This is a genomic window from Allobosea sp. LjRoot90, from assembly GCF_964254315.1.
Lineage (GTDB): Bacteria > Pseudomonadota > Alphaproteobacteria > Rhizobiales > Beijerinckiaceae > Allobosea.
This window is the reverse complement of sequence record NZ_CAXUTF020000002.1, coordinates 1,060,095-1,073,751: the sequence shown is the minus strand read 5'-3', so window position 1 is coordinate 1,073,751 and position 13,657 is coordinate 1,060,095. Positions and strand designations below refer to the sequence as shown.

Annotated in this window: 11 protein-coding genes; 10 read left to right on the top strand and 1 reads right to left on the bottom strand. The window is 65.7% G+C overall.

The annotated features are described in order from the left end of the window. The first annotated feature begins 200 nt into the window (after positions 1-200). The 4 genes from ACSQ3M_RS11915 (at position 201) to ACSQ3M_RS11900 (ending at position 4,488) form a co-directional block, all read left to right on the top strand. Positions 201-1,193 (top strand): Bug family tripartite tricarboxylate transporter substrate binding protein, encoded by a 993-nt coding sequence (locus ACSQ3M_RS11915; protein ID WP_436150263.1) that lies wholly within the window; start codon positions 201-203, stop codon positions 1,191-1,193. Between the two features lie 47 nt (positions 1,194-1,240). Then, positions 1,241-2,146: a LysR substrate-binding domain-containing protein gene (locus ACSQ3M_RS11910; RefSeq protein ID WP_436150262.1), complete on the top strand. Its 906-nt coding sequence runs from the start codon at positions 1,241-1,243 to the stop codon at positions 2,144-2,146. Between the two features lie 95 nt (positions 2,147-2,241). After that, positions 2,242-3,192: a 5-dehydro-4-deoxyglucarate dehydratase gene (gene kdgD / locus ACSQ3M_RS11905; protein WP_436150261.1), complete on the top strand. Its 951-nt coding sequence runs from the start codon at positions 2,242-2,244 to the stop codon at positions 3,190-3,192. A gap of 210 nt (positions 3,193-3,402) precedes the next feature. Next, entirely contained in the window at positions 3,403-4,488 is a 1,086-nt protein-coding gene (locus tag ACSQ3M_RS11900) for a lactonase family protein (RefSeq protein ID WP_436150260.1), read from the top strand. 433 nt (positions 4,489-4,921) lie between these two features. On the opposite strand, the gene ACSQ3M_RS11895 is transcribed toward ACSQ3M_RS11900, so the two are convergent. After that, positions 4,922-5,992, bottom strand: a complete 1,071-nt coding sequence (locus ACSQ3M_RS11895; protein ID WP_436150259.1) for a LacI family DNA-binding transcriptional regulator — start codon at positions 5,990-5,992, stop codon at positions 4,922-4,924. Between the two features lie 106 nt (positions 5,993-6,098). Between ACSQ3M_RS11895 and ACSQ3M_RS11890 the strand changes: the two genes are divergently transcribed. The 6 genes from ACSQ3M_RS11890 (at position 6,099) to acnA (ending at position 13,655) form a co-directional block, all read left to right on the top strand. Next, positions 6,099-7,106, top strand: a complete 1,008-nt coding sequence (locus ACSQ3M_RS11890) for a Gfo/Idh/MocA family protein (RefSeq protein ID WP_436150258.1) — start codon at positions 6,099-6,101, stop codon at positions 7,104-7,106. Positions 7,107-7,150: 44 nt separating this feature from the next. Then, positions 7,151-8,302 (top strand): NAD(P)/FAD-dependent oxidoreductase, encoded by a 1,152-nt coding sequence (locus ACSQ3M_RS11885; protein ID WP_436150313.1) that lies wholly within the window; start codon positions 7,151-7,153, stop codon positions 8,300-8,302. Between the two features lie 116 nt (positions 8,303-8,418). Then, on the top strand, positions 8,419-9,264 hold the full coding sequence (locus ACSQ3M_RS11880; protein WP_436150257.1) for a transporter substrate-binding domain-containing protein: 846 nt from the start codon (positions 8,419-8,421) through the stop codon (positions 9,262-9,264). Between the two features lie 66 nt (positions 9,265-9,330). Beyond that, entirely contained in the window at positions 9,331-9,990 is a 660-nt protein-coding gene (locus tag ACSQ3M_RS11875) for an amino acid ABC transporter permease (RefSeq protein WP_436150256.1), read from the top strand. 2 nt (positions 9,991-9,992) lie between these two features. After that, complete coding sequence (locus ACSQ3M_RS11870) at positions 9,993-10,709, top strand: amino acid ABC transporter permease (protein WP_436150255.1); 717 nt, start codon at positions 9,993-9,995, stop codon at positions 10,707-10,709. A gap of 267 nt (positions 10,710-10,976) precedes the next feature. Next, positions 10,977-13,655, top strand: coding sequence for an aconitate hydratase AcnA (acnA, locus tag ACSQ3M_RS11865; protein ID WP_436150254.1), 2,679 nt, complete (start codon positions 10,977-10,979; stop codon positions 13,653-13,655). The last annotated feature ends 2 nt before the right edge of the window (positions 13,656-13,657 follow it).

Sequence of the window (13,657 nt, the reverse complement as noted above, 5' to 3'; positions counted from 1 at the left end):
CGAGGTCGCAGGCAATCTTGAAAGCTGCCTTGTCAGCCGCAGGATAGGTCAGGCACGATGCGCCGGTGAGTTAGATTGGCAATGGAACGATACCTTTTTTGGATTGCACGATAGCTGCAAAAAGCTTGCCGCAGCGCGGTTGCCGCCTACTCTCGCCAATAGACGACAAAAGTCGCGACGGGGATTCTTGGGAGGACATGATGAGGAGATCGATCACGCGCCGCGCGGCGCTCGGCCTTGCCGGTGGCGCGCTCGCAGCGCCGTTCGCTTCGCGCAGCAGCTTCGGACAGGCCTATCCGACAAAGCCCGTGACAGTCATCATTCCGTTCGGGGCCGGCGGCACGACCGACCTCGTCGGACGCATCATCTGCGAGAAGCTGACGCAGCGGCTCGGCAAGGCCTTCGTCATCGAGAACCGGGCCGGCGCCGGCGGCAATACCGGCGTCGCCGCGCTCTCCTATGCCACGCCCGACGGCTATACGATCGGCATGACGACGCCCTCGACGCATGGGATTAACCCGAACCTCTACAAGGAAAAGCTGCCCTTCAAGCCGTTCGAGGATTTCGAGTTCCTGTCGCTCGCCTCGTCGCAGCCGAACTTCCTGTGCATCCATCCCTCGATCCCGGCGCAGAACGTCGCCGAGCTCATCGCCTATCTGAAGGCCAATCCGGGCAAGGAGAATTTCGGCTCCTCCGGGATCGGCACCTCGATCCATCTCTCCGGGGAGCTGTTCATGCAGCTCGCCGGCGTGACGATGCAGCACGTCACCTATCGCTCCTCCGGCGCGCTGGTGCAGGATCTGATCGCCGGCAACGTCAGGATCTCCTTCGACAACTTCACCTCGCCCTATCCCCACTACAAGGCGGGCACGCTGCGGGGGCTCGCCGTCACGACCATGGAAAGGGCCAAGATCGCGCCGGAGGTGCCGACGCTCGCCGAGACGCTGCCGGGCTTCGACATCAGCTCCTGGAACGGCTTCCTCGCACCGAAGGGCACGCCGAAGGAGATCTGCGACAGGCTCACCGGCGAGATGCAGGCCGTGCTGAAGGACCCGGCGGTGGTCTCTCGCTTCGAGGAGCTGGGCGCGGCAGCCACGCCATCCAGCGGCGCGGAGGCCAGGAAGAAGGCCGAGACCGAAATCGCCAAGTTCAAGGGCATCATCGACAAGGCCGGGATCACCATCCAGAACTGACATCGCGCCTCTGCCGGACCGGGCTGGCGCCGCCGGAGAGGCTGGACATGTTCGAGTTGAGCCAGCTGCGCTGCTTCGTCGCCGTCGCCGAGGAGCTGCATTTCGGCCGGGCGGCGGTGCGTCTCAACATGACGCAACCTCCGCTCAGCCGTCAGATCCAGATCCTCGAGCGGATACTCGACGTGGTGCTGCTGGAGCGCAGCAACCGGACGGTGAAGCTCACTCCTGCGGGGGAGAGCTTTCTGGCGGAGGCTCGCCATCTGCTCAAGCTCGCCGAGAGCGCGGCGCTGCTGGCCAAACGTGTGGCGAACGGCAAGGCCGGGTCGATCAATATCGGCTTCACCGCGACCTCGGCCTATTCCTACGTTCCGGAGCTCGTCGCCGCCTGCCGCCGCGAACTGCCCGATGTCGAGGTCTCGCTGAAGGAAATGGTCAGCGGCGACCAGCTCAAGCGGCTGGATTCGGGCGAGATCGACATCGGCCTGCTGCGCCCGCCGATTCCGCGCAACGGCCTCAGCGCCTTTCGCGTCACGGCCGAGCCGCTGATCGCCGCCGTCAACGCCGGCCATGCGCTGGCGCGCTCCGAGACGATCGCGATCGAAGATCTCGCCGCCGAGCCCTTCATCATGTACGCGCCGTACGAGGCGCGCTACTTCCACGACCTGCTCGTCGAGCTGTTCTCGCGGGCAGGGCTCGTGCCGAATTATGTCCAGCACCTGGCGCAGATCCACTCGATCCTCGCCATGGTCCATTCCGGGGTCGGCGTCGCGCTGGTGCCGCAGGCTGCAATGAACCTGCGTTTCAGCGGCGTCGTCCTGCGTCCGGTGAACCTGCCGAAACAGAGGCCGGCGGAACTGTTCTTCGTCAGCCGGGAGGACAATGACAACCCGCTCCTGCCGATCGTCGCGGCGCTGGCGCGAGGGCTGGCCCAGGAGCCGGCAAAAGCCGGCTGAACGATCCAATGAATGGATCGCTCGATACAGTGATTGGTCTCCATCGGCATCGTTCTTGATCTACTCCTGCGGCTGAGTTCAGCGAGGAGCCGATCATGAGCAAGATGAACCCGCAGGAGATGGCACGGCATATCGGCAACGGGCTGCTGTCGTTTCCGGTCACGCCCTTCGCCCCCGGCAACGTCTTCGACGAGGCACGCTACCGCTCCAATCTCGACTGGCTCTGCGGCTACGACGTCGCCGGCCTGTTCGCCGCCGGTGGCACGGGCGAGTTCTTCTCGCTTTCGCCGGCGGAGGTCGTGACCGTGGTGGCGACAGCCGTCGCCGAGACCAAGGGGCGGGTCCCGGTTCTCGCCGGCGTCGGCTATGGCACGCAGATCGCCACCGAGCTCGCGACCGCGGTCGAGAAGGCGGGCGCCGACGGCATCCTGCTGCTGCCGCCCTATCTCGTCTTCTCCGAGCAGGAGGGGCTCGCCGCCCATATCGAGGCCGTCTGCAAGGCGACCAGGCTCGGCGTCATCGTCTACAATCGCGACAACGCCATCGTCACCGAAGAGACGCTGGCCAGGCTCTGCGAGCGGAATCCCAATCTCATCGGCTACAAGGACGGCATCGGCGATATCGAGCTGATGACCCGCATCCATCTGCGCATGGGCGACCGGTTGACCTATATCGGCGGCCTGCCCACCGCCGAGACCTTCGCGCTCCCCTATCTCGAAATGGGGGTGACGACCTATTCCTCGGCGGTCTTCAACTTCGTCCCGCACTTCTCGACCAAGTTCTATGCCGCAGTGCGCCGCCGCGACCGCGAGACGGTGCAGGCGGGGCTGCGCGACTTCATCCTGCCGCTGATCGCGATCCGCAACCGCAAGCGGGGCTACGCCGTCTCGATCATCAAGGCGGGGATGAAGGTGGTCGGCCGCGATTCCGGCCCCGTCAGGACGCCGTTGACTGACCTCACGCAGAGCGAGACGGAAGAACTCGCGGCTCTGGTCGCCCGGCTCGACAACGGCGAATTCGCGACGCGCGAACTCGCCGCCGCCTGAGCACCATCTCTGCGGAGACGCCGACGATGTCGCGCCGGGATTGGTGCGGCATCGCTTCGTTCCCCAACGCCAGCACGCCCGCGATGCGTCGATTGGATCGGTCGATACGTCCTTTGAGCTGTCCGCAGCCGATCCACGGCCCCTAATCTGTCGGCTCACAAAAAAGGTCGGGCCAGCAGATTGCGGCCAAAGACCACCGGGGGGACGATCATGACGCCTACGAAAAACATTGGCGCCGCAGCGCTGCTTGCGTTCATCATGGCCGCCATGCCTGCCACCGCGAAGACCATGGTCTATGTCTCGAACGCCGACAGCCGCGAGATCAGCGTGCTCGAACTCGACGCGCAGCTCGGCGAACTGAAGCCCGTCGAGACCGTCGCGGTGACCGGCACGGCGATGCCGATGGCGGTCTCGCCCGACAAGCGCCATCTCCATGTCTCGCTGCGCTCGCAGCCCTTCTCGGTCAGCACGTTCGCGATCGACCGGCAAAGCGGCAAGCTCGGGCTGCTGTCCACGGTGCCCTTGCCCGACAACATGGCCTATGTCGCGACCGACCGGACGGGCCGCTTCCTGCTCAGCGCCTCCTATACCGGCGACAAGATCACCATCAACCCGATCGACGCCCAGGGCATCGTCGGCGCAGAGCCGGTCCAGGTCGTGCAGACCCGCAAGCATGCGCACGCGATCCTGAGCGACCGTGCCAACAAGCATGTTTTCGCCAGCAATCTCGGCGGCGACATCCTGCTGCAATACAAGTTCGACGCCACGACCGGTCGCGTCACCCCGAACGAGCCGCCCTTCGTCGAGACGAAGAAGGGCGCAGGGCCGCGCCATTTCGTCTTCAGCCCCGATGACAGGTTCGCGTATCTGGTCAACGAACTCGACGGCACGCTCAACGCCTACCGTTTCGAGACCGCCAAGGGCACCCTGGCCGAGACCGGCAGCGTCAGCATCATGCCGACTGGCTTCCAGGGCGGTGCTCCGTCCGCCGCCGAGCTTCGCATCGCGCCGAACGGCCGCTTCATCTACGCGTCGGAGAGGACATCGAACACGATCGCGGCTTTCCGGGTCGATGGTGCCACTGGCGCGCTGACACCTGCCGGCAATTTCGCGACGGAGACGCAGCCGCGCGGCTTCAATATCGACCCGAGCGGGCGCTTTCTGGTCGCGGCCGGGCAGAAGTCCGATTCCGCGACGCTGTATGCGATCGACGCCGAAAGCGGGGCGCTGAAGGAATTGAAACGCTATCCGCTCGGCAAGAATCCGAACTGGGTTGAAATCATCGATCTGCAATAAATGCGGCAAGTTTGTTGTCAAAAGATCACGGAAACGTCCGCTTTCCGACAGTGAGCCAGTGTCGGCAAATGGCGCGCTACGACGGCGGTAGAATCGACATATGAATTGCTGCGGCCTGCGGCGCTAACGCGACAGTGAGTAAGCGGGAGGATAGGATACCTGAGCAGAGCATCGCAGCCTCGAAAGCCTCCAGGACGTGTTACTCGACGGGCTTACCGAGGTGTTGGTCGATAATAATATGATACCGCAACGGCCATTTGCACCGGCTCTACCGCGTTCGGCGCTCATGACGTTGATCATGGCTGAGAGTCGCGGTGGGGGAGCTACTCATGCGATGCGCTACGATCGCCATATAGATCATTCTCGCCGCGCCGCTTCTTGCTGCAACGCCCGCGACATCGAATTCGTTGGGCGGAGCAACATCGCAGATTGATCATCTCGGCGGCGGAATGACCGATTCTCTCTCGATGAGGCGCGTTTGCAAAATGATGCGCCGGCCGACGGTGGTATCGCCGCGGGCGCGCCGCACGAGAGCAGCGGCGCTCTCCGAGCCCAGTTCGTAGCAGGGCTGCGCAATTACCGTGATCGACGGCGTCGTAACACTGGTCCAGTCCGCATCATGGAAGGCGATGAGCGACAGATCGCGCGGAATGGCGATGCCCAGCGCGCGCAGCGCCTTGAACAACTCAAGCGCCACCACGTTGTCGGATGCGATGAGCGCGGTTGGCCGGTCCGGTAGCGCCATCAGATCGGCGACGATCTTGGGTCCCCCGCCCAGCCGATTCACGCCGAGGCGGACATAGCGTTCGCAGCCTCCGCCGCCCGCCTGCGCGGCGGCCTCGAGAAAGCCTTCGATGCGGTCGCGCACGGTGGACAGATGAAGCTGGTGCGGGCCGCGGTACACCGGATCGTCGCACGCTGTCGCCGACACGTAGCCGATGCGCCGGTGCCCGGCTTCGGTGAGCCGTCGCGCCACGGCAGCGCCGGCGGCGCGGTCGTCAGCGACCACGGTGTCGACGCTCATTGAAGGGATGTAGCGGTCCAGTAGCACGATCGGCCGCCCGCTAGCTTCCACGGCACGCAGGTGTCCCGTGTCATGCACGCTGGCGGGTGTGACGATCAACCCGTCGACCCGCTTGCCCAACAGCATGCGTATGGCGTCTCGCTCGCGTTCGACGTCCTCGCCGGAATTCGCGAGGATGACATCAAAGCCCTCGGCCCGCGCCACATCGCTGATGCCGCGCACCGCCAGGCCGAAATAGGGGTTCTCCACATCGGCGACGATGACGCCGATGGTGCGCGACCGACCGGTCGTCATGCTGCGGGCGACCTCGTTCGGCCGGTAGTTGAGGCTCCGGGCGGCGGTCATCACCTTGTCCCGAACCGCCGGACTGGTGACGCTGTAACCGCCGAGCACGCGCGCCGCGGTCGCCTTGGAGACGCCGGCCTCGCGCGCGACATCCAGCACAGTTGCATCCCGAGGCTTCGACGGTGAATCGCTCATGGTTCCGCCTTAGTTCCGCTACCCGACGATCGCAACGCGAAACGGCGACGATTGACAAATGAGACCGGTCTCATTACGTCTTTAGCATCTTGAGGGGCAGGGTGTCATGGTGCGCAAGCTGAAGTGGGGCGTGCTCGGCGCGGCGAATATCGCGCGCAAGCACGTCATTCCCGCCATGCTGGCGAGCGAGCGTTGCGATCTCGTCGCCATCGCGTCGCGTGACGAGGAGCGCGCTCGCGCCACAGCCCGCGATTTCGGCATTCCCACGGCTTACGGGTCCTATGAGGCCCTGCTTGCGGACCAAGCAGTCGAGGCGATCTACAACCCGCTGCCCAACCATCTGCACGCACCCTGGACGATCAAGGCGCTGGAGGCCGGCAAGCACGTGCTGTGTGAGAAGCCGATCGCGCTCGACGCCGCCGAGGCCCGCGAGATCGCCGCCGCCGCCGAGCGCACGGGCCGGCTGGTCATGGAAGCCTTCATGGTGCGCTTCCATCCGCAGTGGCGGCAGGCGCGCGAAATCGCAGCGGGCGGCCGCATCGGCGAGGTGCGCGCGATGCAGACAATCTTCTCCTATTACCTGACCGACCCCGCCAATGTCCGCAACCAGCGCGACATAGGCGGCGGCGGTCTCTACGACGTCGGCTGCTACGCCATCAATACTGCGCGATATATCTTCAGTGCGGAGCCGGAGCGGGTCATCGCGCTCGTGACCACCGATCCGATCTTGGGCACCGACTGCGTCACCAGTGGCCTGCTTTCGTTTCCCGAGGGGCGACAGCTCGCCTTCACATGCGCCACGCAGCTCGTGCCATGCCAGCGTGTGCAGATCCTCGGAACGCGTGGCCGCATCGAAATTGAGATTCCCTTCAACGCGCTCAAGGCCGCCGATACGGCGGTCATCATCGATGACGGCAGCGACCTCGCCGGCGGCGGCCGGGAGCGGATCGTTCTGCCCGCCTGCGATCAATACGCGCTGCAATGCGACGCCTTCTCGCGCGCCGTGCTCGGCGAGGAGCCGCTCGCCGCGACGATGGCGGATGCCATGGCGAACATGCGCACCATCGACGCTCTCTTCCGCTCGGCGCGCTCCGGCGCCTGGGAAGCGCCGTGAGCCGTCCCGGCACCCCGCCCTCGTCTGAAGCAGAGAGAAGCCTCGTGAGACCGTCTCCAGACCGCCCGAGCATCGTCATCATCGGAGGGGGGATCTTCGGCGTCTCCACGTCGCTGCATCTCGTCCGCCAGGGATCGCTCGTCACGCTCGTCACCGAGGGTGTCCTCGGCAGCGGCGCTTCGGGCCGTTCCCTCTCATGGCTCAATTCGTCCCGCCTTCGCTCGTCCGCCTATCACCGCCTCCGGATGGTCGGCATCGATCGCTATCGCACGCTCGCGGCGCAGCATCCGCATGCCCCGTGGTTGCGCTTCGACGGCGGCCTAACCTGGGACGCCGACGATGCGTCGAATGCGATAGACGCCGCTGAAGCGCATGAACGCAGCATCGGCTACGACGTGATGCGTTTAGCGCCGGAGGAGGTTGCTGCCGTGACGCCTGGCGTCGATGCGCGGGCGATCACTCAGCAGGGCGCACTGTTCAATCCCGGCGAGGGCTGGGTCGATCTCCCCGCGCTGATCGGCCTCCTCGCCGCAGAAATCCGTATACGGGGTGGCGAGATTGTCGAGGGCGCCGGCACAGCATCGGTGCTCGTCCGCAACGGCTCTGCCCGTGGCGCGAGGGTTGCCGATGGCCGTCTGTTCGAAGCCGATGCCTGCCTGATCGCGACCGGCCCGTGGACGCCCGCCATGGCCGCCGATCTCGGTGTCGAGATTCCGGACGCTTCGCCGATCGGGCTTCTGGTCAAGACCGCACCTGTGGAGACCGCGCTCCGCGCCGTGCTGAACACGCCGCGCGTCGCCGTGCGGCCGACACCCGACGGTGCGCTGGTGCTCGACTCGGCCTGGTCCGAGGAGGAGATGCGCGTCAACGCAGATGGCAGCCTCGCCGTGCGGCAGGACACGATCGAGGGCCTGTTGCGGGAGGCCTCCGCCGTGCTGGCCGGCAATCCGAAGCTGACCTTCGGCTCCTACGGCGCAGGGCGCAAGCCCATTCCGGGTGACGGCGAGCCGGTCTTCGGTGCGCTGGACGGTGTTGGCTCGTGTTTCGTCGCCTTCAGTCACAGTGGCGCGACGCTGGGGCTGATCGCGGGCGAGCTCCTGGCGGACGAGATCGCCAACGGCCGCCGCAGCCCGCTGCTGGACGGCTTCCGGCCTGGTCGCTTCCAGGCCGCTGCCCGATCGCTGGTTGACGCCTGATGCCACGCGTCGCCACGGCTGATCCCGATGCCCGAAATCTGCCACGGGAACGGATTTCGACTCCGCGCCCGTCGCCGATTACGAACTGATCGAAAAAGCAAAAGAGGAGAGGGACGATGACGAAACCGTGGTTCAGAAACGCGATGGCATCGCTCGTGCTGTCGTCGTCCGTGCTGTGGGGCGTATCCGCCGCACAGGCCCAGTCCATGCCGCCGCTGCCCAAGGCGGTCAAGGACGCCGGGACGCTGCGCATCGGCGTGCGCTGCGACGCGCCGCCCTTCGGCCAGTCGGCCACCGACGGCAAGCCGGTCGGCATCGAGATCGACATCGCAAAGCAGCTTGGCGCCTATGCGTTCGGCTCGGCCGACAAGGCGGAGCTGACCTGCGTCACCACGGATGCGCGCATCCCTTCGCTGACCGGCCGGAAGATCGATCTGATCGTGGCGACGCTGGGCCGTACGCCGCCCCGTGAGCAGGTGATCGATTATTCGACGATCTACTATTGGGGCAGCAGCAACGTCGCCGTGCTGAAGGACAGCCCGGTGCAGAGCCTGGCCGAGCTGAAGGGCAGGTCCATCCTGATCGTGAAGGGCGGCAACCAGATCAACTGGTTGCGCAGCAACATTCCGGACGTTCAGTTCGTGCAGCTCAACACCGCTTCGGACAGCCTGCAGGCCCTGTTCCAGGGACGCGCGGACGCTTACGTCACCGACGGCACGACGATGGCGCTGCTGCTGGGCAACTATCCCAATCTGCGCGTGCTCAAGGGCGAGGTCGATCTCGGCTTCAACGGCGTCGGAATTCGCAAGGGCGAGTCCGAGATGAAGGCCTTCGTCGATGCGGCTCTCGCGCGGATGAAGGAAGAAGGCTTGCTTTCGAAGGCGGTGAAGACCCACGTCGCCGATGCCAATCTGCAGGCGCAGATGATCCGCTCGTTCGAGACCCCGCCTCCTTCGAACTGACGGCAGGCGCGTCGGCGGGAGGACCGTCGCCGGCGCGCTCTTGGTTGGTCCGCCCGGGGAAGCACCATGGACTTCGATTATATCCTCGGCGCGCTCCCGGACCTCATGAAGGGTCTGAAGATGACCCTGATGGTCAGCGCGCTGTCGATAAGTGTGTCGCTCGTCCTCGGGGCGCTGGGGGCCGCCTTGCGAACCAGCGGCCACGCGCTCCCCCGGCGATTGGTCATCGGCTACGTCGAATTCGTCCGCGGCACGCCGCTACTCGTGCAGATCTTTTTCATCTTCTTCGGCCTGCCCAGCCTCGGCATACGCTTCTCGGTGTTTTGGTCCGGCGTCATTGCCCTGACGGTCTGGGCCACGGCGTTCCAGATCGAGAATGTTCGCGCAGGACTCGCCTCGGTGGCGCCGGGCATCCGCGACGCATCGGTCGCTCTGGGTCTGAAGCGGTGGCAGCATGCGATCCTCGTCGTCTTGCCGATCGCCGCCCGGGCCGCCCTGCCGCCCGCCATGAACACCGTCGTCTCGACCTTCAAGAATTCGGCCTATTTGCAGACGATCGGGCTCGTGGAGCTGACCTTCGTCGCAGTCGATCGCATCGCCTATGACTTTCGCGCCGTCGAGATGTTCGCGACGATCTGCGTGATCTACCTGTTCTGCGTCTTCGTTCTGGCTGGGCTGGCCAAGCTGGTCGAGCACCGGCTCAATCGCCCTTTCGCGGAACGCTGACCATGCTGCTCTTGGAGTTCCGGAATTTTCTGCTGGCGGGCTTCGCCAACACGCTGCTGCTGGCGCTCGTGCTCACGGCGGGTGCCACCCTGTGCGCTATCCTGTTCGCGGCCGCTCTGTCGGCGCGCTCCCGGGTCGTGACGGGGTTTGTCTACGGCCTCGTCGAATGCCTGCGCGACATCCCGCTGATGGTCACCGTGCTGCTGGCTTATTTCGTGCTGCCTAAGGCGGGCATCTCGCTCAATCCCTTCTGGTCAAGCGCGCTCAGCATCTCGCTTTGGGGCGGCGCCAATGGCGCGCATATCATCCGCGCCGGCCTGACATCCGTTCCGAAAGGGCAGCATGAGGCCGCCGACGCCTTCGGCCTGCGGGGCTGGCGAAAGCTCATGCTGGTCATCCTGCCACAGGCAATGCCGGTGATCATCCCTCCCTACGTCAGCCTGGTCACGAGCCTCGTTCAGGCGAGCTCGCTCGGCGCGGTGATCGGAGTGGAAGAGGTCTTCCGCGCAGGTCAAGTCATCATCGAGCAGACCACACTCACGCGGGGCGGCAGTCCAGCCTATCTCGTGTACGGCTTCCTGCTCGTCATCTATTTTGTGCTGTGCTGGCTGATTTCCCTCGTCGGGCGTCGCTGCGAGCAATACTTCACCCGGCATTTGATGGGAGCCGATGAAGCCTGCCCTCTGCCACAAGGTACGACACAGATCGTGCCTGCCTGATGCCGGCGGCAGTGGAACTCTTTGCCACCGCATGGCGCATCCATCTTAAGGCGTTCGATGTCCTGACCCGTCCGCGGGGCGTCTGCTTGATGGTAGTGAGCGAATGTCCGGAATTGGCGCTCCGCTGCCCGTCCTTAGTGACTGGTTTGGCATTCTACCGAAACAGCGCAATTGCGCCTGGAGCGCGCGATGGTGATTGGCGGAAATCGGGTGTCCTGCGCCTCTTCAAGTATTGCATTTTAAACTTCTTATATGCAAAACTGCGTCATGCTCCTGCTCTCAGAGATTTCGTCGACCGAGAAAACCGTCCGGATAGACGCCGCCAGCGTGTTCGGGAGCGACTACGGACGCCTACCTCACATCTTCCGCATCCTGGTTGAGAACGTCGCGCGCAACGCGTCCTCCTCGATCGAGCGTGACGCGGCAATGGTGGCGATCCGCGGCTGGCTGGTCGCGGGTAGGAGCAGCGCTGAGATCGCCTTCCAGCCCTCGCGCGTGCTGATGCACGACACGACGTGCACGCCGGCTCTCGTTGACATCGCCGGGATGCGTGACGCGCTCGCGGAAGCCGGCGGCGATCCCGGGGCGCTCAGTCCTGTCCTGCCGGTTGACGTCTCCGTCGATCACTCGCTTGGCGTCGATGTCTCCGCTGTGTCGGGTGCCGCCGACCTCAACAAGGAGCGCGAATACCGCCGCAACGGTGAGCGATACCGCTTTCTCAAATGGGCGACGCAGGCGATGCGCGGGGTGCGGGTCAATCCCCCTGGCACCGGCATCATGCACACGATCAACCTCGAGCAGCTTGCGACCGTTGTCGGCACGACTGTTATCGAGGGCCGCACGGTCGCCATCCCCGATACGCTGATCGGGACCGACAGCCATACACCGATGATCAATGGGATCGGTGTGCTGGCCTGGGGTGTCGGCGGACTCGAGGCCGAAAGCGTGATGTTCGGCATGCCGGTGATGATGAGGCTGCCCGACGTGATCGGCGTGCGCCTCGACGGCCGGTTGCGCGAAGGCGTGCTCGCGACGGATCTGGCGCTGACTGTCACGCAGCTCCTGCGCGAGCGCGGAGTGACCGGCACCTTCGTCGAGTTCTTCGGACCGGGCGTCTCGACCCTGTCGGCCGGCGAACGCGCCGTCGTCGCGAACATGACGCCCGAGTTCGGGGCCTCAACCGCCTTCTTCCCGGTCGACGGGCGCACGCTCGCCTATCTGCGCCAGACCGGCCGCGACGAACGCGCGGTCGCGCTGGTCGAGGCCTATGCCAGGGCGCAGGGGCTCTGGTTCGACGCGGATGCGGAGCCCCGGTTCACCGACACCGTCGCGCTCGATCTCGGGACGGTCGAGACGAGCCTCGCTGGCCCCTTTCGTCCGCAGGACCGCTTGCCGCTCTCGGGCGTGCCAGCGGCGCTGGCGGCGCTTCCCCAACCGGCGAAGCTCGCGGAGGCCTTGCCGCGGCACCCCGTTGCGATCGCCGCGATCACGAGTTGCACCAACACCAGCGATCCGCGCCTGCTCGTCGCGGCCGGGCTCGTTGCCCGCAAGGCCCGTACGCTCGGCCTCGTTCCGCCGCTCTGGGTCAAGACTTCGCTCGCTCCGGGCTCGCCCGCCGCCGAGCACTTCCTGCGTCGCTCCGGTCTCCTCGACGATCTCGAGGCTTTGGGCTTTGGGATCGTCGGCTATGGCTGCACCACCTGCATCGGCAATTCGGGGCCGCTGCTGCCGATGATGGAACAGGCGGTCGCGGCAGGCGAGACGCTGCCCGTCGCAATCCTGTCGGGCAATCGCAACTTTCCCGGCCGCGTCCACGGCCAGGTCGAGGCGGGCTTCCTGGCCTCGCCGCCGCTCGTCATTGCCTATGCCCTTGCAGGCGATGTGACGCGCGACCTCACGCGCGAGCCGATCGGCCAGGCGGGCAACCGGGCGATCCATCTGTCCGAGCTCTGGCCGTCGGGCGACGAAATCGATGCGGCTCTGGCGGCCGGCCTCGATCGCGCCGACTTCCGGGATGCGTTTGCGCGCGCTTCGGCCGATGCGAGCTGGGCCGAGCTCGAAGCGCCGTCGACGCCGCTCTTTCCCTGGGCCCTGTCGTCGACCTATCTGCGCCGGCCGCCCTTCGCCCGCGCCGACGCGCCCATTTCCCTCGGCCGGTTCAGCGCTCACCCGATCTTGGTCGTCGGCGACGACATCACCACCGATCACATCTCGCCCGCAGGCCAGACACCGGCGTCGAGCGAGGCGGGGCAGTGGCTGATCGGGCATGGCGAGAGCCCGCGCGATCTCAATGTCTACGCCTCGCGGCGCGGCAACTGGGAGGTCATGCTGCGGGGCCTGTTCACGAATAGGACGGTGGTCAACCGGCTGGGATCCGATCTGCCTCCGGGCTCGACCCGGCATGCGATCAGCGGTGAGGTTCTCCCGCTCTGGGTCGCCGCGGAGCGCTATCGTTCGGCGGGCGAAGCCATCGTGATCGTCGCAGGCGAGCGCTACGGCACGGGCTCCTCGCGCGACTGGGCGGCGAAAGGCCTCGGCCTGCTCGGTGTCCGTGCCGTGCTCGCGGCGAGCTTCGAGCGCATCCACCGATCGAACCTCATCGGCATGGGCATCCTGCCGCTCACTTTCGACGATGCTGCACAAAGTGCCGGACTGTCACTCCGGCCCGGCGACCGCATCGAGGTCGCGGTGCCCGAGAACCTGGTCGCGCCGCGTCTCGCCACGGAGGTCACGCTCCTGCGCGCGGGCGGCGAGCGTCTGTCGATCCCCATGCACCTCGCAGTCGAGACGGAACTCGAATGCGAGACGCTGCGCGCCGGCGGCATGCTGCCGCTGATCCTGCGGCGCTTTCTGCCCGATCACCGAGATCACCCACCGGGTGAAGACGAGGCGGCGGAACGTCGCCGCGCCCGAGTCGCATCGCTCCACAACCAAAACCGACCATAAAC